At 71.6% G+C, this 21,568-nt stretch carries 22 protein-coding genes and 1 tRNA gene; 4 read left to right on the forward strand and 19 right to left on the reverse strand.

Features of this window, described 5'->3' with window-relative positions:
* Positions 1-82: 82 nt before the first annotated feature.
* On the forward strand, positions 83-1,411 hold the full coding sequence (locus MRBLWS13_RS05055) for a crosslink repair DNA glycosylase YcaQ family protein (protein WP_349427942.1): 1,329 nt from the start codon (positions 83-85) through the stop codon (positions 1,409-1,411).
* 45 nt (positions 1,412-1,456) lie between these two features.
* Here the strand turns inward: MRBLWS13_RS05055 and MRBLWS13_RS05060 are convergent, their stop codons facing one another.
* From MRBLWS13_RS05060 to MRBLWS13_RS05125, 14 genes are all read right to left on the reverse strand, one after another.
* On the reverse strand, positions 1,457-2,554 hold the full coding sequence (locus MRBLWS13_RS05060) for a crosslink repair DNA glycosylase YcaQ family protein (RefSeq protein ID WP_349427943.1): 1,098 nt from the start codon (positions 2,552-2,554) through the stop codon (positions 1,457-1,459).
* Between the two features lie 141 nt (positions 2,555-2,695).
* Positions 2,696-3,262 (reverse strand): LemA family protein, encoded by a 567-nt coding sequence (locus tag MRBLWS13_RS05065; protein WP_349427944.1) that lies wholly within the window; start codon positions 3,260-3,262, stop codon positions 2,696-2,698.
* An 83-nt stretch (positions 3,263-3,345) separates the two neighbouring features.
* Positions 3,346-4,659, reverse strand: a complete 1,314-nt coding sequence (locus MRBLWS13_RS05070; RefSeq protein ID WP_349427945.1) for a D-arabinono-1,4-lactone oxidase — start codon at positions 4,657-4,659, stop codon at positions 3,346-3,348.
* Positions 4,656-5,885 (reverse strand): alanine racemase, encoded by a 1,230-nt coding sequence (locus MRBLWS13_RS05075; protein ID WP_349427946.1) that lies wholly within the window; start codon positions 5,883-5,885, stop codon positions 4,656-4,658. The genes MRBLWS13_RS05070 and MRBLWS13_RS05075 overlap by 4 nt, the downstream gene beginning before the upstream one ends.
* 108 nt (positions 5,886-5,993) lie before the next feature.
* Entirely contained in the window at positions 5,994-6,173 is a 180-nt protein-coding gene (locus MRBLWS13_RS05080; protein WP_349427947.1) for a hypothetical protein, read from the reverse strand.
* Between the two features lie 70 nt (positions 6,174-6,243).
* Positions 6,244-6,316, reverse strand: a tRNA-Leu gene (locus tag MRBLWS13_RS05085).
* A 72-nt stretch (positions 6,317-6,388) separates the two neighbouring features.
* The gene (locus tag MRBLWS13_RS05090) at positions 6,389-7,825 is read right to left on the reverse strand and encodes an FAD-dependent oxidoreductase (RefSeq protein ID WP_349428989.1); all 1,437 of its coding nucleotides are present in this window, start codon (positions 7,823-7,825) and stop codon (positions 6,389-6,391) included.
* A 34-nt stretch (positions 7,826-7,859) separates the two neighbouring features.
* The gene (locus MRBLWS13_RS05095; RefSeq protein WP_349427948.1) at positions 7,860-9,137 is read right to left on the reverse strand and encodes a S8 family serine peptidase; all 1,278 of its coding nucleotides are present in this window, start codon (positions 9,135-9,137) and stop codon (positions 7,860-7,862) included.
* Positions 9,134-9,652, reverse strand: coding sequence for a DUF501 domain-containing protein (locus tag MRBLWS13_RS05100; protein ID WP_349427949.1), 519 nt, complete (start codon positions 9,650-9,652; stop codon positions 9,134-9,136). The genes MRBLWS13_RS05095 and MRBLWS13_RS05100 overlap by 4 nt, the downstream gene beginning before the upstream one ends.
* 93 nt (positions 9,653-9,745) lie before the next feature.
* Entirely contained in the window at positions 9,746-10,234 is a 489-nt protein-coding gene (locus MRBLWS13_RS05105; RefSeq protein WP_349427950.1) for a septum formation initiator family protein, read from the reverse strand.
* 99 nt (positions 10,235-10,333) lie between these two features.
* Complete coding sequence (eno, locus tag MRBLWS13_RS05110) at positions 10,334-11,614, reverse strand: phosphopyruvate hydratase (RefSeq protein WP_349427951.1); 1,281 nt, start codon at positions 11,612-11,614, stop codon at positions 10,334-10,336.
* An 87-nt stretch (positions 11,615-11,701) separates the two neighbouring features.
* A complete protein-coding gene (locus tag MRBLWS13_RS05115) occupies positions 11,702-12,388 on the reverse strand; it encodes an O-methyltransferase (RefSeq protein WP_349427952.1) in 687 nt (228 codons plus the stop codon).
* Positions 12,389-12,419: 31 nt separating this feature from the next.
* A complete protein-coding gene (locus MRBLWS13_RS05120) occupies positions 12,420-13,439 on the reverse strand; it encodes a DUF1648 domain-containing protein (RefSeq protein ID WP_349427953.1) in 1,020 nt (339 codons plus the stop codon).
* Complete coding sequence (locus tag MRBLWS13_RS05125; protein WP_349427954.1) at positions 13,429-13,785, reverse strand: GntR family transcriptional regulator; 357 nt, start codon at positions 13,783-13,785, stop codon at positions 13,429-13,431. The genes MRBLWS13_RS05120 and MRBLWS13_RS05125 overlap by 11 nt, the downstream gene beginning before the upstream one ends.
* Positions 13,786-13,884: 99 nt before the next feature.
* Between MRBLWS13_RS05125 and MRBLWS13_RS05130 the strand changes: the two genes are divergently transcribed.
* Positions 13,885-14,400 carry a DUF4442 domain-containing protein gene (locus MRBLWS13_RS05130; RefSeq protein ID WP_349427955.1) on the forward strand — a complete coding sequence of 172 codons (516 nt, stop codon included), beginning with the start codon at positions 13,885-13,887 and terminating at the stop codon, positions 14,398-14,400.
* Here MRBLWS13_RS05130 and MRBLWS13_RS05135 read toward each other — a convergent pair.
* The gene (locus MRBLWS13_RS05135) at positions 14,385-15,143 is read right to left on the reverse strand and encodes a helix-turn-helix domain-containing protein (RefSeq protein ID WP_349427956.1); all 759 of its coding nucleotides are present in this window, start codon (positions 15,141-15,143) and stop codon (positions 14,385-14,387) included. The genes MRBLWS13_RS05130 and MRBLWS13_RS05135 overlap by 16 nt on opposite strands.
* A gap of 93 nt (positions 15,144-15,236) precedes the next feature.
* On the opposite strand from MRBLWS13_RS05135, the gene MRBLWS13_RS05140 reads away from it, so the two are divergent.
* Positions 15,237-15,743: a VOC family protein gene (locus tag MRBLWS13_RS05140; protein ID WP_349427957.1), complete on the forward strand. Its 507-nt coding sequence runs from the start codon at positions 15,237-15,239 to the stop codon at positions 15,741-15,743.
* A 128-nt stretch (positions 15,744-15,871) separates the two neighbouring features.
* On the opposite strand, the gene MRBLWS13_RS05145 is transcribed toward MRBLWS13_RS05140, so the two are convergent.
* Positions 15,872-16,690 carry an SGNH/GDSL hydrolase family protein gene (locus MRBLWS13_RS05145; RefSeq protein ID WP_349427958.1) on the reverse strand — a complete coding sequence of 273 codons (819 nt, stop codon included), beginning with the start codon at positions 16,688-16,690 and terminating at the stop codon, positions 15,872-15,874.
* Positions 16,691-16,849: 159 nt separating this feature from the next.
* Here MRBLWS13_RS05145 and MRBLWS13_RS05150 point away from each other — a divergent pair, with 159 nt between their 5' ends.
* The gene (locus tag MRBLWS13_RS05150) at positions 16,850-18,103 is read left to right on the forward strand and encodes an amino acid permease (RefSeq protein ID WP_349427959.1); all 1,254 of its coding nucleotides are present in this window, start codon (positions 16,850-16,852) and stop codon (positions 18,101-18,103) included.
* Between the two features lie 16 nt (positions 18,104-18,119).
* On the opposite strand, the gene hisS is transcribed toward MRBLWS13_RS05150, so the two are convergent.
* From hisS to MRBLWS13_RS05165, 3 genes are all read right to left on the reverse strand, one after another.
* The gene (gene hisS / locus MRBLWS13_RS05155; protein WP_349428990.1) at positions 18,120-19,415 is read right to left on the reverse strand and encodes a histidine--tRNA ligase; all 1,296 of its coding nucleotides are present in this window, start codon (positions 19,413-19,415) and stop codon (positions 18,120-18,122) included.
* A gap of 155 nt (positions 19,416-19,570) precedes the next feature.
* On the reverse strand, positions 19,571-20,317 hold the full coding sequence (locus MRBLWS13_RS05160; RefSeq protein WP_349428991.1) for a MazG family protein: 747 nt from the start codon (positions 20,315-20,317) through the stop codon (positions 19,571-19,573).
* Entirely contained in the window at positions 20,314-21,474 is a 1,161-nt protein-coding gene (locus MRBLWS13_RS05165) for a Na+/H+ antiporter NhaA (protein WP_349427960.1), read from the reverse strand. The genes MRBLWS13_RS05160 and MRBLWS13_RS05165 overlap by 4 nt, the downstream gene beginning before the upstream one ends.
* Between the last annotated feature and the right edge of the window lie 94 nt (positions 21,475-21,568).

Here is a 21,568-nt window from a genome sequence, read left to right on the forward strand (position 1 = left end):
GCCCAGTCTAGGCGCGTCGCATTCCGCGACGGTCATGAAGACGGCGGGGCCGATGTCGGAGCCGCTGGCTAAGCTGACGCGCGTGAAGTCCTCGCTCAGCGCCGCAGAAGCGCGGCGCGTCGCGCTCGCCGCACAGGGGTTCGCGCGCCCTCGCCCCTCCGCCGCGGGGACGCGGCAGCTGAACGGCGCGCTGGCGCGGATGGCGACACTGCAGATCGACTCCGTCAACGTCTTCGCCCGGTCGCACTACATGCCGCTCTTCTCACGCCTCGGTGCGTACGACCCCGCTGCCCTCGACCGGCTGCTGTTCGCCCGGCGCTCGCCGTACGTCGAGTACTGGGCGCATATGGCCTCCTTCATCCCCGCCGCCGACTGGGGGCTGTTCGACTTCCGCATGCAGGCGATGCGCGCCAAGTACGGCGGCGCCGGCAGCTGGTCCGACACCCATCGCGAGATCCTCGACTGGGTGCGCGCCGAGCTCGCCGACCGGGGGCCGCTGCGTCCGGCGCAGATCGAGCACGACGCCAAGAAGGGCGCCCGCGGCCCGTGGTGGGACTGGGACGTCGTGAAGCAGGCGCTCGAGCACCTCTGGCTGTTCGGCGAGGTCGCGATCGCTGGCCGACGCGGGTTCGAGCGCCGGTACGGCCTGGCGGAGCACGTGATCCCGCACGACGTGCTCGATGCCCCGGTCGCCCGCGACGACGCCGTGCACGAGCTCGTGCGGCGCGCGGCACGGGCCTACGGTGTGGCGACCGCCGCCGACATCGCGGACTACTGGCGGATCGCCGACCGCAAGGCCATCACGGCGGCGCTCGACGATCTCAGCGAGGCCGGTGAGCTGCAGCCCGTCACCGTCGAGGGGTGGACCACCGGCAGGCGACCGGCCAGGGCGTGGCTGCACCGAGAGGCGGTCGTGCCGCGCCGCATCGACGCCACCGCGATCCTCACGCCGTTCGACCCCGTGGTGTGGTTCCGGGACCGCGCCGAGCGCCTCTTCGACTTCGAGTACCGCATCGAGATCTACACGCCGGCGGCCCAGCGCCGATTCGGCTACTACTCGCTTCCCGTCCTCATCGACGACGACATCGTCGGCCGCGTCGACCTCAAAGCCGATCGTGCCGCCTCGACCCTGCGCGTGCAGGCGGCGTGGTGGGAGCACGGACGCCCGGCGGATGCCGCACCCCGCCTCGCCGCGGAGCTCCGTCTCGCGGCCGCCTGGCAGGGTCTGGAGTCCGTCTCGATCTCGCGCTGGGGCGACGCCGTCGACGACCTCGCCCGCGTGATGCCGGAGGCCGGCCGACATGACGCCGGGCCGGCTGAACCCGTCGCCCTCTCCCCCGAGGAGCCGGGTGCCGACGAGCCCGCGACCGCGGGGCCTGGCACTGATGCCGTCGAAGAGCTCGCGAGCTGACGAAGGCGCACCCGCTGAGAACGGCGGGCGTGCCAGTGGTCGGACTCACGCGGCGGGGGAACCCACCACCTCTAGGCCGAGCCAGCGGGCGAGGTCGCGGATCTCGGCATCCACCGCCTGCCGGATCTCGTCGGTGAACGGCTCGTCCTCGTGCACCGCGTGCACCCGCAGAACGCCGGCCTTGCGATCGCTCTTGGCGTCGAGCTTGCCGACGAACCGATCGCCGTGCAAGATCGGCAGCGCGAAGTAGCCCCACCGGCGCTGGGCGGCGGGCTTGTACATCTCGAGCAGGTACTCGTACCCGAAGATCTCTTCCAGCCGGCGACGGTCGAACACCAGCCGGTCGAAGGGCGACAGCAGCGCGGTGCGCGGCGCGAAATCAGCGAGCCCGTCGAGCGCCTCGAGGTCGACGCGCCAGACGCCGTCCGTCCGATCGACCACGGCCTCCTCGCCGATCTCGCCGACGTCCACCGGCTCCAGCGGCTGCGCGATGCCCTTCGCCCGCGCGATGCCGAGCGACGCGAGGCGGCGCTCCGCGCGCTCGCGCGCAGCCTCCTCGTCGGTGAGCGCCACCACATCGGGCGGGTAGACCCTGTCGGCGACGTCGAACAGCCGGCCGGCGGCATCCCTCGACGAGATGGCCACGTCTCCGCACATCACGAGGATCTCGAGGAGCTGCATCGAGTTGCGGTTGTTCGTCCACCCCGACGAGCGCCACGACACCTGGGCGGCGTCGGGGATGTCGGCAGCCCGAAGCGGTCCCTCGGCCCGCAGCCGGGCCAGCACCTCACGACGGAACACGTCGTTGGCGGCCAGCCACTCCCGCGCCTGGGCCGAGTGCGGCCGGTGCCGCATCTCGGGAAGCAGCAGCGGAAGGTCGGACATCGCCCGGTAGAAGCCGCCCCACTCGAATACGGCGCGGTCCTCTTCGACGAGGCGCACGAGGTCCGCCGGCTGGTAGGGCCACCCGAGCCGGCTCCACAGGATCAGGTCGGCGCTGGGTGCGATCGCCGCCGTCGGCTCGATGTTCACGATGGTGAGCGCATCAATGGTTTCGACGATGCCCGCGGGGCGATGAGCGGTCAGGAGCTGGCCGCGCGCCGCGATGCGGCGGGCCTCCTTACGCGTCAGCCGGACAGTCACGCCCCGACGCTACCGCCGGGCGGCGACATCCGCGTGTGGTGGGGTTTCGACATCCGTCTGATGAGGTTTCGACTCGCTTCGCTCGCTCAGCCTCGAGTCGAAACGCGTCAACGCTCCTTCGTCGCATCGACCCATACCGACTCAGAACTGCACGCGGGGCGGCTCCGAGATGGCGGCGCCGTCGATCACCTCGAAGAACTCCCGCTCGTGGAACCCCAGGTTGCGGGCGAACATGTTGTTCGGGAACACCTTGATCTTGGTGTTCAACTCGCGCACGCCGCCGTTGTAGAAACGGCGCGAGGCCTGGACCTTGTCCTCGGTGTCGACGATCGACTGCTGCAGCTGGAGGAAGTTCTGACTCGCCTGCAGCTGCGGATACGCCTCCGCGACGGCGAACAGGGACTTCAGCGCCTGCTGCATGCGTCCCTCGGCGGCGCCGGCCTCGGCGGGTCCGGTCGCCGACAGCGTGTCGGCGCGCGCCTGCGTCACGCGCTCGAAAACGGCCTTCTCGTGCGTGGCATACCCCTTGACGGCCTCGATGAGGTTCGGCAGCAGATCCGCTCGACGCTTGAGCTGGACGGTGATGTCGCTCCACGCCTCATCGACGCGCACGTTCAGCTGGACGAGCGAGTTGTACGTCGCCCAGAGATAGATGCCGACGATGACGGCGAGCGCCACCACGATAAGGACTGGGATCAGCCATTCCATGTGCCGAGGCTCCGTTCGGTAGTGACCTCATCCTACCGACGCGGGCCCCCGCGGCATGAGGCCGATCCCGGTACTCTCAGCCGTTACCCACCGAGGACGCGATCCAGGTACGGGTTGCGCAACAGCCGCTCGGGGTCGAGGCGATCACGGAGGGCGACGAAGTCGTCGAAGCGTGGATACCGCTCGCGGAACGTCTCCGCCCCGAGCGTGTGCATCTTCCCCCAGTGCGGTCGCCCCTCGAAGCCGAGCATGATCTCCTCGACCGCCTCGAAGTACTCCGTGGGGTCCTCGCGCCAGTACCGGTGCACCGCGATGTATCCCGAGGCGCGGCCGTGGGCCGTCGACATCCAGCGGTCGTCGGCCGCGGCGAAGCGCACCTCGACGGGGAAGCCGATGCGCCATCCCCGCTCGTCCACGAGCGCGCGGAGCGCCTCGAACGCCGGCCGCACGTTCGCCACCGGCAGGGCGTACTCCATCTCGCGGAACCGTACCGACCTGCTGGTCGCGAACACGCGGGCCGAGGCATCCGTGAACTCCCGGTCGCCCCACACCTTCGCCGACACGCGGTTGATCGTGGGCACGAGTGCGGGGATCGCCCGGCCCGTCGAGCACGCCACCTGGTGCAGGCCGCTCCCGACGAGCGTGTCGTCGATCCACCTACCCACCGGTGAGAGCGGATGCCGGGGCGCGCCGTCGGGCAGGCGCGTGTTGGTCTTCGTCATCGCGCGGTCGGTGTGCGGGAACCAGTAGAACTCGAAGTGGTCGGCGGCCGCCACCCGGTCATCGAGCGCCGCCAGCACGTCATCGAGTGGCTCCGGCTGCTCCACCGCGTGCAGGACGTACGCGGGAACGCACTGCAGCGTGACATCGACCAGGATGCCGAGCGCGCCGAGCCCCAGAGCGACGGCGGGGACCAGCTCGGGGTTCTCGTCCTCGTTCACGGCGAGCAGGTCGCCGGACGCCGTGACCAGCGTCGCGCCGACCACCTGCGCCGCGATGCCGCCGAAGCGGGCGCCGGTGCCGTGCGTGCCCGTGGAGATCGCTCCCGCGATCGACTGCCTGTCGATGTCGCCGAGGTTCTCCATCGCCAGGCCGAAGGGAGCCAGGAGCGCCGGGATCCGGTGCAGACGCGTGCCGGCGAGCAGGGTCACCCGGCCGCGATCCGCATCGACCGACACGAGGCCGCTGAGATCGCGCAGCTCGAGGAGCGCTCCCGGTGCCACGGCGATGCCGGTGAAGCTGTGGCCGGCCCCCACCGCCTTGACGGGTATGTGCTGGGCCGCCGCGGCGACCACCGCTCGTTGCACCGCCGCCACCGTCGGCGGGAACTCCAGGCGCTGCGGTCGCACCGACTCCGTCCGCGCCCAGTTGCGCCAGACGCCGCCGGGGCGGGTCACAGGAACGCCTTCCCCTCGCCGCGGTACGTCGGCAGCTCGCCGACGCGCTCGTCGCCGTCGACGAGGTGGTACGCGGCGACGCGCTCGGCGAGCTCTCCGCTCTTCGAGTGGCGGAACCAGAGGCGGTCGCCGATCCGCAGGTCGCGTGCCGCGTCCCCGCGCAGCGGTGTCTGCACCTCGCCGGCGCCCTCACGGGGCGCCATGCGCAGCTGCGCCGGCCAGACGGCACGCGGCTGGCGCGATTCGAGAGCGGGCCCCGAAGCGATCCACCCGCCGCCGAGCACGGTGGCCACGTCGGGGGCCGGCTTGCGCACGACCTCCAGCCCGAAGGCCGCCGCCGGCGCCGGGTCGAAGGCGCGGTAGCCGTCGAAGAGGTGGCCGGCGAGCAGTCCGCTTCCGGCGGTCACCTCGGTCACGGACTGATCGGATGCCGTCAGCTCGAGCGACCCGGTCCCTCCGCCGTTGACGAACTCGAGGGGCGCGATGTCGCGCAGGGCGGCGACGATGGCGGCGCGGCGGTCGAGCAGTTCAGCGGCCGAGCGGCGCTGCATCCACCGGATGACGGCATCACCCGACCCCGTCGCATCGCCCTGACCGGCGATCTGGGCCTCATACATCATCAGGCCGACGAGCCGGAAGCCGGGGCGTGCGGCGATCGAACGCGCCAGCGCGGCCACCTCCGCCGCCTCGTGCACGGGCGAGCGCAGCACGCCGATGTGACCGAGCGCGGGCGCACGCCACGAAGCGTCCGCGTCGATGGCGATCCGGATCTCAGGCCGCGCGCTCGGCGCGGCGATGGCGTCGACCAGGTCGAGCTGGGCGAGGTCGTCGACCATCAGGGTGATGCGTGCGGCGGCGGTCTCGTCGGCTGCGAGGGCGGCGATCGCCGCGCGGTCGACCGTCGGGTAGCCGAGGACGATGTCGTCCATGGTCTCAGCGAGCCACAGCGCCTCGGGAAGGGTGAAGGCGAGGACGCCCGCGTAGCCCGGCAACGCCAGCACCGCGTCGAGGACCTCGCGGACCCGCACCGACTTGCTCGCCACGCGGATGGGGACGCCTCCCGCCCGCACGACCAGATCGAGGGCGTTGTAGCGCAGGGCCGCGGCGTTGATGGCGGCGACGGGGCCGCTGATCTCGGCGAGGGCTTGGGTCATCGCGCCCCAGTAGGACGCGGGATGGGCCCAGGGCTTCTTCGCCGTGGGTGTGGACAGCAGATCGAGACTCATACGGCTCGCTTCGGGTGCGTGCGCATCGCACCAGCCTATGGTGCCGCGGATGCGCTCGATGACCGGATCGCGTCAGCATTCGCAGGTGTGCGACAGCCGACGAGGGGGTCAGTCCTTCGCCCTCGCGGCGCGCTCCTGCTCGACCTCGTCCTCGGCCCCGTACACCGCGATCGGCGGGGCCCCGAGAAACAGCGCGGTGAGCTTCCACCACCAGCCGCTCTTCGGCACCTTCTGCTCGCGCGCGCTCTGCTCGTGCGCGCTCCGACCGCCCGTGCTGTTCTCGATCATGTCGGGGACCCTTCGCCGCTCTTGCCCAGGCTAACGGGTCTTCTCGGGCCGCGCGAGGGCGCGGAGCCGGTGCCCCCGGTGGGATTCGAACCCACACTCGAGCGATTTTAAGTCGCCTGCCTCTGCCGTTGGGCTACGGGGGCCCACCACGTTCCGCCGGGAACGCGAATGCCGCAGGCTCATCTTCTCAGACGGGCCTGCGGCATCCTGCGAACCTACTTCGCGGCGACCTTCTCGGCGTCGGCGGCCTTCGCAGCGGGCTTGCGCGCAGGGGCCTTCTTGGCCGGCGCAGCCACGGCGGCGGTCTCGACCGGCGCCTCGACCGGCTGCGGCGGACGCGGACGCGCTGCGAACTCTTCGAACACGTAACGAGGGTTCTGCACCGTCGACAGGTTCACCATGTCGCGGCCGAGCCAGAAGTTGTTCCACCAGCCCCACAGCACGCGCCACTTGCGCTCCCACGACGGCATCGCCAGGCCGTGGTAGCCGCGGTGCGCGAGCCACGCGATGGGTCCCTTGAGCGCGAGCTTGCCCGACTGGAACACACCGACCCAGAGGCCGAGGCCCGCGACGGCGCCGAGGTTCTTGTGGTAGTACTCGCGCGGCAGCTCGCCGCGCAGCACGCCCACGAGGTTCTTCGCGAGGAGCTTCGCCTGGCGCACTGCGTGCTGGGCGTTGGGCACGCAGTAGCCGCCCACGCCGCCACCGGTGAGGTCGGGCACGGCCGACACGTCGCCGGCCGCCCAGGCACCCTCGACGATCTCGTCCTCGCTGCCCACCCGCAGGTCGGCGCGGGTGCGGATGCGACCGCGCTCTTCGACGGGGAGGTCGCCGCCGCGCACCACCGTGGGGTTCGCCATGACGCCGGCGGTCCAGATGATGAGGTCGCTGGGGATGGTCTCGCCCGTGGAGAGCTCGATGTTGCCGCCCACGGCACCGGTGACCTGCGTGTCGAGGTGGACCGATGCGCCGCGCTGGGCGAGGTTCTTGAGCACCCACTCGCTCGTCTTCAGCGACACCTCGGGCATGATGCGGCTCATCGCCTCGATGAGGTGGAAGTGCGTGTCGTCGAACGTGATCTGCGGGTAGCTCTTGACCAGCGACGAGGCGAGCGAACGAAGCTCGGCGAACACCTCGATGCCGGCGAACCCGCCGCCGACCACCACGACGGTGAGGAGGCGATCGCGGTCGGGACCGGGAGGAAGCGTCGACGCCTTGTCGAAGTTCGACATCAGCCTGTCGCGGATGGCGACGGCCTCTTCGATCGTCTTCAGCCCAATGGCGTTGTCGGCGATTCCCGGGATCGGGAAGGTGCGCGAGACCGCGCCGGCGGTGACGACGATCTGGTCGTACTCGAACTCGTACGGCTCGCCGGCGATCGGGGTGATCGTGGCGACCTTGCCGGCGTGGTTGATGCCGGTCACCTTGGCAGCCACGACGTTGGTGCGCTTGAGGTGGCGGCGCAGGGCCACGACGGAGTGGCGCGCCTCGATCGAGCCGGCCGCGACCTCCGGGAGGAACGGCTGGTAGGTCATGTAGGGCAGCGGATCGACGATCGTCACTTCCGCCTCGCCCTTGCGCAGATGCTTCTCGAGCTTCCAGGCCGTGTAGAAGCCTGCGTATCCGCCACCGACGATGAGGATCTTGGGCACGGTGTTGGTCACGGTTTGGAGTACTCCTCCTGTGTCAGCGGCTCGGCGCGCGGGACGCCAATCGGATGCGTCGGACAGCAGCGGTGACGCCGAGCGCCACCAGTATAGCCGTCGCTGTGACCAACAGGAGCGGCAGGCTGCCGTACACCACGGTGTCCCGGTCCGGCAGCAGCGGCGAGGAGACGCGCGTCGCGGCATCCGCGTCGGGGAGCGCCGGAACCTCGACGCTCGGCGCCGCCTCCTCCGGCATGGGCGCGACGGGGGCCCGGCGATACAGCCGCACCCAGTCCTCGAGGCTGCCCATCGGGTTGGCGGTCACCGTGGGGAGGCCGGCCGTCACGGCGGCGGCGGCATCCACCAGTCCATAGCCGTACAGCACATCGGGCACGGCGGTCGCACCCGCGGCGGGACGGGCGGTCTTGACGATGCGGTTGATGACGTTCGCGGCATCGAGGTCGGGGTGCGCGGCGCGGACCAGCGCCGCGATGCCGGCGACGATCGGGGCGGCGCCGCTCGTGCCGTCCCACGAGACCAGCGTCGAGTCGGCCGACACGCCGACGAGCTCCTCGCTGGGAGCCGAGACGCCGATGGTGATGCCCTGTGTGGACGCGTCGACACTGGCCTTCCCGGAGCGGTCCACACCACCCACGGTGAGCACGCCGGGGATGGTCGCCGGCGCACCCACACGGGTCGTGCCGCTCCCCCGGTTGCCGGCGGCGACCACGACGACGACGTCGTGGTCGAAGGCGTAGAGGAAGGCGTCGTCCCAGCTCTCGGGCCAATCTGGGACGTTCGTGGTGAGCGACATGTTGATGACGTCGGCGCCGTTGTCGACCGACCAGCGGATCGCGTCGGCGATCTGGTCGGCGAAAGGCCGCTGCGCGGACGAGCCGAAGGCGACCGATACCGACAGCAGCTGCGCCTCGGGCGCGACGCCGATCATGCCGGTGGCGGGGCCGGTGCCCCGGCCGGCCGCGAGCGACGCGACCCAGCTGCCGTGATCGGCGTCGACTGCACCCAGGGGCGTGCGCCCGTCGGACGAGCCGACCCCCGAGACATCCGTGCCGCCGGCGACGGCACCGTCGAACTCGACCGGGCCGCGGCCGATGCCGGTGTCGATGATGGCGATCTTCACGCCGGCGCCGCGTGTGGTCTCCCACGCCTTCTCTACGCCGTAGTCGTCCAGCCAGTACTCTGCGGCACGGATCGGGTCTTCCTCGGCGGGAGCCGCCTGGGCGGCCATGGGCCCCACTGCGACCAGCGTCGCGGCGACGGCCGCCGACGCGACGGCGGCGAGGGCGCGGCGGATCATCCGCCCGATCCCGGCTGCGCGCACACGCAGCGCTCGGGCGACCACGACGACAGCGCGAGCGCGCGGTCACCGATCGGATTGATCCCGGGCCCCGCGGCGAGGGCGTGGCCCGCGAGCGCGTGGAGGCACTTGACGCGCGTCGGCATGCCCCCGGCCGAGATGCCGGCGATCTCCTCCACCTCGCCGAATGCGGAGCGGTCCCGCAGGTACGCCTCATGCGCGAGCCGGTACGCCGCGGCGACCTCCTCGTCGGCGGCCAGCACGTCGGAGAGCTCTCGCATGACGTGGTCTGCCTCGAGGACCGACATCGCGGCGGTCGCGGCCGGGTGCGTCAGGTAGTAGAACGTGGGGAACGGCGAGCCGTCGGGAAGCCGCGGCGACGTGGCCACCACGGTGGGGTTGCCGCACACGCAGCGCGCCGCGATCCCCACGACTCCGCGAGCCGGGCGACCGAGCTGTTCGCGAAGCACGGCCATGTCGGCATCGCTGACAGGGGGGTATGGCGGGGTCGTCACAGAGCAGCTCCTTGGTCGGGCCCAGAGTACCGACGCCACCTGGGACGGTGCTGGACCGCGACGCCGCTGAGCGGTCGCGGCGGTCCCGGGCGGTCAGGGCGTCGGCGTGGGCGAGGGTTCGGGGTCGGGCACGCCGATGGTCACCGGCGCCACGGTCTGGGCGAGCCCTGCCTCGGTCACCGAGCGGACGAGCTTCGACATCCAGTCCGCGTCGGCAGCCTCGAGCTCGTCGCTCACCGGCTCCTGCTCCTGGGGCGCGAGTTCGGGCGGCAGGTCGTCGTCGACGAGGTAGACGACCTCGCCGGGCTTGACGTAGTACAGCCGCTCGCGCGCCTGGGTGGTGATGTAGGCGGGGTCCTGCCAGCGCTCGCGCTGGGACTCGAGGTCGGCCACCTCGTCACGGCTGAGCTGCACGGCCGCCTCGAGCGCGGCCACCTGCTGACGCTGGTCGACATAGGTGCCGATGGTGGGAACGAGCACGAAGGCGGCGAGCACGACCAGGCCCATCATGATCACCATGAAGCCCGAGAGGCGGATGCCGCCGAGCCAGCCACGTACATCGACGGGGCGTCGCGCGCTCACGGGCCGCCGACGAGGTGCGGTCGCACCCGAGGGACGAGAAGGGGGAGCCGTCGTCTTGGCCACGGCTCCCCCTCACGTCGACTTCAGGCTGTCAGCGCATCAGCCCTTGAACCGGGGGAAAGCTCCGCGGCCCGCGAACACCGCGGCCTCACCGAGCTCCTCTTCGATGCGCAGAAGCTGATTGTATTTCGCCACGCGCTCGCTGCGGGCGGGCGCGCCGGTCTTGATCTGACCCGCGTTGACGGCGACCGCGAGGTCGGCGATCGTGGTGTCCTCGGTCTCGCCCGAGCGGTGCGAGAGCATCGAACGGTAGCCGTTCTGGGTGGCCAGAGCGATGGCGTCCAGCGTCTCGGACAGCGTGCCGATCTGGTTGACCTTCACCAGCAGCGCGTTGGCGACGCCGAGGTCGATGCCACGCTGGAGGCGCTCGGGGTTGGTGACGAAGAGGTCGTCGCCGACGAGCTGCACCTTCGTGCCGATCTTGTCGGTGAGAGCCTTCCATGCGTCCCAGTCGTCCTCCGCGAGGGCGTCCTCGATCGTGACGACGGGGTAGTTCGCGACGAGGTCGGCGTAGTAGTCGGTCAGCTGCTCGGCCGACCATGCCTTGCCCTCGACGGTGTAGACGCCGTCCTTGAAGAACTCGGTCGCCGCGACGTCGAGGCCGACGCCGATGTCGGTGCCGGGGGTGAAGCCTGCCTTCTCGATCGCCTGGATCAGGAAGTCGAGGCCCTCGCGGTTGCTGGGAAGGTCGGGGGCGAACCCGCCCTCGTCGCCGAGTCCGGTCGCGAAGCCCGCGGCCTTCAGCTCGCCCTTGAGGACGTGGTACACCTCGGTGCCCCAGCGCAGCGACTCGGCGTACGTGTCGGCGCCGATCGGCGCGAGGAAGTACTCCTGGAAGTCGATGCCGTTGTCGGCGTGCTCGCCGCCGTTGATGACGTTGAACAGCGGCACGGGCAGGACGTGCGCGTTCGGTCCGCCGAGGTAGCGGAACAGCGGAAGGTCGGCCGAGTCGGCGGCGGCCTTGGCGACCGCGAGCGAGATGCCCAGGATCGCGTTGGCGCCGGTGCGCGACTTGTTCTCGGTGCCGTCCGTGGCGATGAGGATCTCGTCGATGACGCGCTGCTCGCTCGCCTCGACGCCTTCGATCGCGGGGCCGAGCTCGTCGATGACGGCGGCGACGGCCTTCAGAACGCCCTTGCCGCTGTAGCGGGTCTTGTCGCCGTCACGCAGCTCGTACGCCTCGAAGGCTCCGGTCGACGCGCCGGACGGCACGGCCGCGCGCTGGACGATACCGTCGTCCAGCAGCACCTCCACCTCGACGGTCGGGTTTCCACGCGAGTCGAGGATCTCGCGGGCGCCTACAGCCTCGATCTGTGCCACAGGGGTTCTCCTTGCTTAGGGTGATTCGCTGGAGCGTCGTCGGTCCGCCCCTCAGCCTACTGACCCGCTGCCGGCTTGTGACGACGGTCAGACGACCAGCGCGATCGCGATGCCGTCGTAGCCCTTCGCGTCGAGCGTCTGGATGGCCGTGGCATCGAAGCGGGGGTCGCGGCCGAGCATCTCGAGACCGCGCTGCACACCGATGATCTGCGGATTCTCGGTCGCGGGATTGGCGACCTCGCCGCCGCGCACGGTGTTGTCGACCATCACGACGGTGCCCGGCCGGCCCAGTCGCGCCGCCCAGTCGAGGTAGATCGTGTTCGATTCCTTGTCGGCGTCGATGAAGACCAGGTCGAACGGCTCGTCGCCTTCAAGGGTGGGCAGGACGTCGGCGCCACGACCGAGCCTGATCTCGACCTTCTCGCCGACCCCGGCGCGATCGAGGTTCGCGCGCGCCAGCTCCGCGTTGCGGGGCTCCGCTTCGATCGTCACGACGCGTCCGTCGCCGGGGATGCCGCGGGCCAGCCAGATCGTCGAGTAGGCGGCGAGCGTGCCCACCTCGAGCACCCGGCGCGCTCCCGAGATCCGCGCCATGAGGTGCAGCAGCTTGCCGTTGACCGGTGCGACCTCGATCGCCGGGAGTCCCGCGTTCTGCTGGTCCGCGACCGCGCGCTCGAGGTCGGGATCGTGGCCGACGAGCAGCTCCGTCAGGTACTCGTCGACGCGGGACCACTTCTCGGGGGTGGGCCAGGTGTCAGGTGTGGGTGCCGCCATGCCCTCAGCCAATCCGGCCGCGGACCGGGCGTCAAGGCCTCGCAGCCGCCCGGTTCGCCAGCGCCTCGAGAAGCGCGGCGCCCGTCGCCGCGTCGTCCACGGTGACGACGAACCGCTTGCCGCTGCGGCGGAGCACCTCGATCGCCGCCCCGGCGCGCAGCACCACGCCGAAGCGCCTCCCGGTCGACAGACGCAGACCCCAGCCGCCGAACTCGCCCATCGGATCCACGTCGACGCGCGCGGCCGATTCGATGTCGGCCAGCGGCACGTGGAATCGCGGGATGCCGAGCACCGACTCGACGTGCAGACCGCCGTCGTCGACGCGGACGTGGAAGGCGAGCGTGGTGGCCGCGAGCGCCAGGAGCAGCACCGCGGTTCCCACGAGGAGCCACACCAGCAGCGGATCCGCGCCGGTCACCCCCGCCACCGCGGCCGATACGGCGATGACGAGCACCCCCGCGAAGATGGCGATCGCGGCGCCGCGGGCGATGCTGGTCGTCCGCATCCACAGCGCCTGCTCGTGCGACGAGAGGGCGAGCGGCCTCGCCGGCGGGATCGCGGCATCCGCCCACTCCTCACGAGGCTGGAGGAACCACGCCGCCACGCCGACGACGGCCGCCGCGGCGAGCGACGCGACGAGGGCGGGCCACACCGCGGGCGCGTCGGCGGAGCCGTCGAGCCCCGCCTGCATCGCGAGCGTCCATGTCAGCGCCACGCTCACCATCGCCGACACCGCGGCGGCCGTGGCGCCCATCAGGCTGTAGGTGGGTCCGTGATCGCCCCGACGGAGACCCGGGCGGGACGTGAGGGCGATGAGCACCGGCACGCCGAGGCCGAAGACGACGGTCGCGATCGGCTGCGTCCACGCGGGTGCGAACCGGTCCGCCTCGCCGGAGGCGTTCCAGTGGACGGCGATCGTGGCGGGCACCTGCGGCAGCAGCAGCAGCTGCACGGCGACGGCGAGCACGACGAGCGCGACGGGGAGCCACACGGCGACCAGCATGAATCGGCGCAGGGCGGGGCGGGACGGGGCTGTGCCATCAACGGTCACGGGCGATCTCCTTCACAAGGGCGGCGAGGGCGTCGGATGAGAGTCCCGCCGCGCGCGCCCGCGCGACGAGGTCGTGGATGTCGTGGCGGAGGTCCTCGAGCGTGCTGGCCTGGGAGGTCACGACGGCGCCGCGACCGCGGCGGAGCTCGATGAGGCCTTCGTCGCGCAGGTCCTGATAGGCGTGCAGCACGGTGTGCACGTTGACCCCGAGGGCGGCGGCGATGTCGCGTGCCGCCGGAAGCCGGTCGCCGGGCCGCACGCGCCCGGCTGCGGCATCCGCCCGCACCGAGGCGGCGATCTGCGCGAACAGCGGGGCGTCACTCTCAGGATCGATGCGGAGGAGCATGCGTCAATTCTAGTATCACTAGAACAACTCAAGAACACATTTGTGGAGACCCGCCAATCGACTTCTCCGCGCTCACCCGCCTCGGTCATCCTGAAGAACATGCGTGTGACCCCCCGACGCCTCGCTCTCGGCATGAGCCTGTGGATCCCCAACCTGTTCAGCGGCATCCGCGTGCGGAGGTTCGCCGACGACTGGACGAGCGCCACCGTCGAACTGCACGTCAACGTCTTCACCCGCAACTACGTAAAGACGGCGTTCGGCGGGTCGATGTCGGCGATGACCGACCCGTACTACTTCATGCTCGTGATGCATCAGCTCGGCCGCGACTACGTCGTCTGGGACACCCGCGGCGAGATCGAGTTCGTGAAGCCCGGTCGCGGCGTGCTCACGGCCCGGTTCGAGGTGCCGCGCGAGAAGGCCGAAGAGCTCCGCGAGCGCGCCCACGGCGGCGCCAAGGTGCTGGAGTGGTTCGAGACCGACATCACGGATGCCGAGGGCGAGGTCGTCGCCCGCGTGCGGCGCGAGGTCTACGTCCGCGAGAAGAAGCGGGTCACCGCGACGAAGATCGCGCCGCACCACGTGCAGAGCGAGGATGCGCCTCAGCGCGCGCGGTAGTCCGAAGCGGTGAAACCCAGCACCGCGCGGAAGTCGTTCGCGAGGTGCGCCTGGTCGGCGTAGCCGAGCTCCGCCGCGATGTCGGCCAGAGCGGCATCCGGATCGTCGCGCACGCGCTGCGCCGCCTCCTGCAGCCGCCGGCGTCGGATCATCGCGGCCGGCGACACTCCGACCGTGCGGTGGGCGAGTCGCTGCAGCGTGCGCACCGAGACCTTGAGACGCTCCGCGGCATCGTCGACGCGGTGGACCTCCGCATCCGACGTCAGGAGCTCCGCCATCGCGTTCGCGAGGCGACCCTCGGGCGTCAGCGGACCGACGCGCTCGCTCAGCCACCGCGACACGACCGCGGCCGCGGCCCCGAGATCGGGCATCGCCGCAGACACGGTCCGCTCGAGTTCCGGCTCGTCCAGCACGGTGTGCGCGTCGACCAGTTCGCTCGGCGCATCGTGCAGCCGCATGAAGGCGGCGGGCTTCAGCACGGCGCCCGCGGCCCAGCCGCTCCCCCGGAGCACTCGCTCGGACGTCCGCGTCGTGGCGCCCCACAGCGTGACGCCGCACGGCTCCACGGCGAGATTCGCCGCCGGATAGCCGAGGATCGGCTGGCGCGATTCGACGCCGTCGGGCAGGCCCCATTCCGGGAACCAGAACCATTCCACCAGATCGGATGCCGCCGCCGGCGGCGCGAGCCGCGTGAAGCGCGGCAGGCGCTCGGGGTACAGCACACCGCGCGTCGGATCCGTCACAGGCTCACGCTAGTGCGGCGCGCCGACACGGTGCCGCCGAGGGTGTCGCGAATCTCCAAGCCCGCGGCATCCGCCCCGCGTGAGCATGGGGACATGACCACGGAGAACACCACCGGCGTGACCGGTGCCCACACCACCAACGGCCGCCCGCACGGGGCGACGACCCTCACCCCCTTCCTCGCGATCCGCGGGGCGAAGCAGGCGCTCGAGTTCTATCGCGACGTCTTCGGCGCGCGCGTGACCGACGTCACCGAGTTCGACGGCGCGGTCGTGCACGCCGGGCTCGACTTCGGGCTCGGCATCCTGCAGCTGGGCGAGCCGTCCCCCGCCTACGGGCTGGTCGCACCGCCTGACGGCGACGAGGACTGCTACTCGATCGGCATCTACGTGCCCGACGTCGATGCCGTCACGGCCCGCGCGGTGGCCGCCGGCGCGACGGTGCGCGAGGAGCCCTCGACGTTCGTGTCGGGGGACCGCTATGCGAGCGTGCGCGATCCGTTCGGCGTGCGCTGGTCGATCATGACGCGCGTCGAGGACCTCTCCGAAGAGGAGAGCGCTGCCCGCGTCGCCGAATGGGCGGCGTCCGTCAGCACCGGCTGAGGCCGCGGGGCCCGGACCGCGCGTGATCCCGCTGCTCCGGCAAGGCCTCGACAGGTCAACCGGGCTTCCACAGGAGATCTGTTCGCGAAAACGTCCTGCGGAGGCGCGGTTGACCTGTCGATGGGGGGTCAGTCCTGGCCCGCGCCGACCGACGCGAGCTCCGCCAGGACAGCCGGAAGCAGCGCCTCGGCGGTGCGCCGGTACCCCAATGCGCTCGGATGGAATCTGTCGAGGCTGAACATCTCGTCGGGCTGGGTGACGAAGAACGGACCCACCGCGCGCCTCAGCGACACCGGTCGCGCACCGCACCGGGATGCCGCATCTGCCTGGGCGTCCGCGAGCTGGCGGGACAGGCGCGAGCCGAGCGCGCGCAGCGGCTGCGGCACCGGTCGCAGCGCCCCCAGGTCGGGGCAGGTCCCGACCACTACCGCGGCGCCCCGAGCGCGCAGCCGCAGGATCGCGTCTTCCAGGTGCGCGATCGAGGTGGGCACGGGGACGCGGTGGGTGATGTCGTTGCCGCCGACGACGATGACCGCCGCATCGGGCGCGTAGCCGGCAGGGAGCCCGTCGACCTGCTCGGCGAGCACCGACGACTCAGCGCCGACGATCGCGGCCGTCCGCAGCCGCACCGGACGGCCGAGCTTGCGCGCGAGCCCTTTCGCGAGCCGGGCACCCAGCGTGTCCTTGCGGCGCTCGGCGCCCAGTCCTGCGGCGATCGAGTCGCCGAGCACGACGAGTTCGACCGGCTCGCCGTCGAAGCGCCGCGCCCAGATGCGGTCGGCGTCGAGCGCCTCCTCCCCCAGCGGCTTGCCGATGCGACGGCGGGCGACTGCCGCCTGTCGCGACAGCATCGCGCGGCCTCCGAGCAGCACGACCCCTGCCCCGAGGGCGGCGCCGGCGAACGCGGCGACGACGGCGCCCGGGTCGGCGTCGTGCGTGCGTGGCATGGCGTCATGCCACAGCACCCGGATGAACGGATGCCGTCATCCCGGTGACGCACCGGGGGCGACGCGGGTCAGGACGCGCCGACTTCGGCCATCCTGGCCGGTCGGAGCGGGCCGTGCACGCCCGGATCCGCGTTCGCGCGAGAGCGCTAGAGTTCGCGCGTGACGTCCTCCTCCCTGCAGCGCCGGCTCGGCCTCGGCGACGCCGTCTTCATCGGCCTGGGCTCGATGATCGGCGCCGGCGTGTTCGCCGTGTGGGCGCCGGCGGCGGATGCGGCCGGCACGGGCCTGCTGATCGGTCTGGCGATCGCCGCGATCGTGGCATTCGGCAATGCCACCTCGTCGGCGCAGCTCGCGGCCGCGCACCCGACCTCGGGCGGGACGTACGCCTATGGTCGCGCCGAGCTCGGCCCGTGGTGGGGGTTCGTCGCGGGATGGGGTTTCGTCGTCGGCAAGATCGCCAGCTGCGCAGCCATGGCGCTGACGTTCGCCGCCTACGTCGCCCCCGCCGGATGGGAGCGTCCCGTCGCGATCGTGGCCGTGGTCGCCCTGACGGCGGTCAACTGGTTCGGCGTGACCCGCACGGCCGGCGCCGCCCGCGTGATCGTCGTCATCTCGCTGGGTGCGCTGGCCGCCGCCGTGACGGCCGCCTTCTCGGCGGATGCCGCCCCGGGCTGGTTCTCGGCCGAGACGGTATGGGAGGGGGGCGGCTACGGCATCCTGCAGTCCGCCGGCCTGCTGTTCTTCGCCTTCGCCGGCTACGCGCGCATCGCCACCATGGGCGAGGAGGTGCGCGATCCCCGGCGGGTGATCCCGCGCGCGATCGTGATCGCGTTCCTGGTCGCACTCGCGGTATACGCGGTCGTGGCCGTCGCGGTGCTGAGCGCGCTGGGCCCGGCCGGCGTCGCCGTGTCGACGGAGCCGGTGGCCGACGCCGCCGCGCGATCGGGATGGGACTGGATCGACGTGGTCGTGCGCGTCGGCGCCGCGGCCGCCTCGCTCGGCGCGCTGCTCGCACTCATCGCGGGGGTGAGTCGCACAGCGTTCGCGATGTCGCGCGAGGGCGATCTACCTCGCCTCCTCGACCGGGTTCATCCGCGGTGGGGCGTTCCGCACCGCGCAGAGGTGGCCGCGGCGTTGGTGGCGGTGGCATTGGTCGCCCTCGTCGACCTGCGGGGAGCGATCGGCTTCTCGTCGTTCGGCGTGCTCCTGTACTACTTCGTCGCCAACGTCGCCGCCTTCCGCCAGGCGCCCGGCGCGCGGCGCTACCCGATGGCTCTGCAGATCATCGGCGCGATCGGATGCCTCGTCCTGGCGGCGACGCTGCCCTGGCAGTCCGTTGTTGGGGGCGTGATCGTGGTCGCCGCGGGCGTGCTGTACCGGGCGATCCGCCTCCGCGTCGCGCGGCGCGACTGATCGCGCGCCACGTGGCTCAGGCGAGCGGTTTGACCTCGAGATCGTCGGCCGTCGTGCCCGCCGTCACGGTCGCGAACGCCGTGTAGCCGTCGGACGCTGCGCGCTCGAGCAGCGCCTTGAGGTTCTTCGTCCGCTGCTCCAGCCGCACCCGCGAACCCTGTCGCACGAGCCCGGCCTTGAGCGCGAGGAGGCGGGCTTCCGGCACGTCGCGGTCGTGGACCAGCACGACGGCCGGTGCTGCGGCATCCGTGCGCTCCGCGACGAGGTCGACGATCCGCTCGAATCCGATGGAGAAGCCGACCGCGGGCACCTCCTGCCCGAGGAACCGGCCGATCATGCCGTCGTAGCGGCCGCCGCCGCCGAGCGAGTAGTCGACCGAGGGATGGGCCAGCTCGAAGATGGTGCCGGTGTAATACCCCATGCCGCGCACCAGGAAGGGATCGAACACGAGCGGGATGTCGCCGTCGAGCTCGTCGCCCGCCGTGGCGGCCCGCGCCGCGGCCGCCGCCTCGCCGATGCCGACGAGGTGCGCCACGATCTCGTCGGGGGCGTCCGCCGGCAGCGCCTTGCGGATCTGGCGCTCGCCGTACGGGTGGTACTCGAGGGTCACCGGGCGGCGCAGGAACGCCTCGAACGCGTCGATCGCCGCCGACTCCGGTCCCTGAGCCTGTCGAAGGGCCCGCTCGCGCAGCTCGGCGACGATCCCCTCGGGCCCGATCTTGTCGAGCTTGTCGATCGTGATCAGCACGCCGGGGCGCTCCTCGGCGCCGAAGCCGAAGCTGTCGAGCATCCAGTCGAGCACGCGGCGGTCGTTGATCCGCACACTGCCGCCTTCGAGCCCGAGGGCGTCGAGGGTGTCGAGCGTCGCGACGACGAGCTCGGCCTCGGCGCGCGCCGAGCCGTCTCCGATGATGTCGATGTCGCACTGCACGAACTGGCGGTAGCGGCCCTTCTGCGGCCGCTCGGCCCGCCAGACGGGTGCGATCTGGATGGAGCGGAACACCGACGGCAGCTGGCCGCGGTTGGTGGCGTAGAACCGGGCGAGCGGCACGGTCAGGTCGTAGCGCAGGCCGAGGTCGGTCAGGCTCGCGGGGTCGTCGGCCGCGGCGCGGATGGCGTCGGCGTCGAGGCCGCGCTTGAGCACGTTGTAGGCGAGCTTCTCGTTATCGCCGCCGATGCCCGCGTGCAGCCGCGCGTACTCCTCGACCACCGGCGTCTCGATCTCGTCGAACCCGTGCGCGCGGTAGCGCTCGCGGATGACGGCGAGCACGCGCTCGCGACGGGCCTTTTCAGCGGGGAGGAAGTCGCGCATGCCGCGCGGCGGGTTGACGGATGCCACGGAGCCATCTTTTCAGATGCGCTACGAGCCCATTCGCAGGTCGTTGAGCGAGCGAAGCGAGACGAAACGCCTCCCCCGCACGACGAACGCCACCTCAGCGCGTTTCGTCCCGCTCGTTCCTCGCTCGCTCAACGACCGATCGCCTCGGCGGCGCGGATGTCGCGCTCGAGGGCCCGCAGCCGTTCGCGGAGCGCGCGCTCGGCGTCCCAGCCGTTCGCGCGTGCCGTCGCGACCAGCGCCAGCAGCGCATCGCCGAGTTCCGACTCCGAGCGAGGGTCGCCGTCCACCGACGCGCCCCCCGGGCGAGACGACAACGGCGGGACGAGACCCTGGGAGATCCCCACGGTCTCGTCCACCGCGTGGGGTCTCGCGGGATCGGGGCGGGGTGCGCCCGCCTGAGCGGCCTTCGACAGGAGCTTCTGGGCGAGGGCGAGGCTCGGCATCCGCTCGCTCACGCCGTCGAGCACGCTCGTCCGCGCGCTCTTCTCGGCGGCCTTCGCGGCATTCCAGTGCACCAGCACCTCTTCGGGGGTGTTCGCGACGGCGTCGCCGAACACGTGCGGGTGTCGTCGCACCATCTTGTCGGTCAGCCCCCGGGCGACATCGTCGATGTCGAACGGGGAGTCCGCATCGCGTGAGGCGATCTCGGCGTGGAACAGCACCTGCCAGAGCAGATCGCCGAGCTCTTCGCGCAGCTCATCGCGCGAACCCTCCTCGACGGCGTCGATGAGCTCGGCGCTCTCCTCCACCAGGTACGGCACGAGCGCGCGATGGTCGATCTGCTGCGTCCAGACGCAGCGGTCGCGGACGGCGCGCATGACGTCAGCCGCCTCGCGGAGCGGGTCCGCCGCATCGTGCGGGCGAGCGTCGGTCATGTCGTCGCGGATGCGGTCGTCGCCCGCTGCCGGTAGTGCCATGCCCGCCAGGATACGAGGCCGGCTGCCAGCAGGAGCGAGATCACGGAACCGGCGAGCACGCCGAGCGTCGCCTGATCGCGCAGCGCCGCGGCATCCGTGAAAGCGAGCTCCGACAGCAGCAGCGACACGGTGAAGCCGATGCCGCCGAGCGCTCCGGCGGCGACGAGGTCGGCGAACGCGAGCGGCGGCGCACTCCCCCGGTGCGCGACCCGCAGCGACAGCCAGCCGAAGGCCGCGATGCCGACGATCTTGCCGACGGGCAGTGCCACCAGCACACCCCAGAACGCCGGCGACAGCTGCGAGAGGGGTACCGCGGGGATGACCACGAGCGCTGCGGAGAAGGCGAAGACCGGCAGCACGACGACGTTCACCCACGGCTCGAGCGCGTGCCGCACCCGGAGCGCGGGCTGCTGCGCCATCGCGAGCCCCAGGACGACACCGGCGATCGTCGCGTGCACGCCCGACAGGTACACGAGCACCCAGGTCGTGATCGCGAGCAGCACCAGCAGGACGGCGATCGGCACGCGCCCGCGGGTGTCGAGCTGCCTGCTCAGGATGCCGAACGCGACGACCGCGACCGCGGCTCCGGCCAGCGCGGCGATGTTCACGCCGTCGGTGAAGAGCACCGCGATGAAGATGATACCGACGATGTCGTCGAGGATCGCGAGCGCGAGCAGGAACACGCGCAGCGCGGGCGGCAGCCCCTTGCCGAACACCGCCAGCACGCCGAGGGCGAAAGCGATGTCGGTCGCGGTCGGGATCGGCCAGCCCGCCGTCGCATCCGACCCCCACGCCATCGCCGCGTAGATCGCGATCGGCACCAGGACGCCGCCCGCTGCGGCGATCGCAGGCTGCATCGCCTTGCGGCCGGAGTTGAGCTGCCCGCTGGTGAGCTCGTACTGCAGCTCGACGGCGACGACGAAGAAGAAGATCGCCAGCAGGCCGTCCTTGATCCAGTGCGACAGCGTGAGCTCGAAGACACCCGGGATGCCGAGCTCGGCGTGCATCGCCGCGTCGACGGCGGGCCACAGCGTCGAGTTGGCGACGAAGAGCCCGAGACCGGCGGCGACCAGCAGGATGACGGCGGGAAAGCGGGCGGATCGAAGAAGCGGCATCGAGCCTCCGTGACAGGATCGCGGGGTGAGCAGGGGTCGCGCGTCGACCCCGTCCTGAGCCATCGACGAACCCGGCTCTCCAGGGGCAGTGTAA

It is taken from the genome of Microbacterium sp. LWS13-1.2 (assembly GCF_040144835.1).
Lineage (GTDB): Bacteria > Actinomycetota > Actinomycetes > Actinomycetales > Microbacteriaceae > Microbacterium.

Bases quoted from the DNA above. Each gene is read 5' to 3' on its own strand.
- MRBLWS13_RS05065 (WP_349427944.1), bottom strand. From the start codon at position 3,262: ATGGAATGGCTGATCCCAGTCCTTATCGTGGTGGCGCTCGCCGTCATC.
- MRBLWS13_RS05075 (WP_349427946.1), bottom strand. From the start codon at position 5,885: ATGAGTCTCGATCTGCTGTCCACACCCACGGCGAAGAAGCCCTGGGCC.
- MRBLWS13_RS05080 (WP_349427947.1), bottom strand. From the start codon at position 6,173: ATGATCGAGAACAGCACGGGCGGTCGGAGCGCGCACGAGCAGAGCGCG.
- MRBLWS13_RS05095 (WP_349427948.1), bottom strand. From the start codon at position 9,137: ATGATCCGCCGCGCCCTCGCCGCCGTCGCGTCGGCGGCCGTCGCCGCG.
- MRBLWS13_RS05115 (WP_349427952.1), bottom strand. From the start codon at position 12,388: ATGGCGGCACCCACACCTGACACCTGGCCCACCCCCGAGAAGTGGTCC.
- MRBLWS13_RS05125 (WP_349427954.1), bottom strand. From the start codon at position 13,785: ATGCTCCTCCGCATCGATCCTGAGAGTGACGCCCCGCTGTTCGCGCAG.
- MRBLWS13_RS05130 (WP_349427955.1), top strand. From the start codon at position 13,885: ATGCGTGTGACCCCCCGACGCCTCGCTCTCGGCATGAGCCTGTGGATC.
- MRBLWS13_RS05140 (WP_349427957.1), top strand. From the start codon at position 15,237: ATGACCACGGAGAACACCACCGGCGTGACCGGTGCCCACACCACCAAC.
- MRBLWS13_RS05145 (WP_349427958.1), bottom strand. From the start codon at position 16,690: ATGCCACGCACGCACGACGCCGACCCGGGCGCCGTCGTCGCCGCGTTC.
- hisS (WP_349428990.1), bottom strand. From the start codon at position 19,415: ATGCGCGACTTCCTCCCCGCTGAAAAGGCCCGTCGCGAGCGCGTGCTC.
- MRBLWS13_RS05160 (WP_349428991.1), bottom strand. From the start codon at position 20,317: ATGACCGACGCTCGCCCGCACGATGCGGCGGACCCGCTCCGCGAGGCG.
- MRBLWS13_RS05165 (WP_349427960.1), bottom strand. From the start codon at position 21,474: ATGCCGCTTCTTCGATCCGCCCGCTTTCCCGCCGTCATCCTGCTGGTC.